The 231-nt window shown below is 49.4% G+C and carries 1 protein-coding gene; it reads right to left on the bottom strand.

The annotated features are described in order from the left end of the window. The coding region (locus tag A3773_RS17435; protein ID WP_156473582.1) for a M20/M25/M40 family metallo-hydrolase at positions 1-231 on the bottom strand (231 nt) is incomplete at both ends.

Genomic DNA, 231 nt, shown 5'->3' with positions numbered 1-231 from the left:
GCCGGCTTTCCCCTCAATTTTAACTGATTCCATCATCATGCCTTTATGCATATAGATTGGCTTCATCCCTGTAGGTTCACCAATCACAGCGTAACGGGCTTTAGGCTTGCCTGTTGAGGCTAAGGCACGAGCACCGCTCATCGAACTCTCTTCGTCTGCAGTCGCCAATATAATAAGCGGCTGCTTTAACGGCTGATCCAGAAACGTCTTCGCGGCCTCAATTGCTATTGG

Source organism: Neptuniibacter pectenicola, assembly GCF_001597735.1.
In the GTDB taxonomy this organism is placed as follows: Bacteria; Pseudomonadota; Gammaproteobacteria; order Pseudomonadales; family Balneatricaceae; genus Neptuniibacter; species Neptuniibacter pectenicola.
This window is presented reverse-complemented; position numbering and strand designations above follow the sequence as displayed.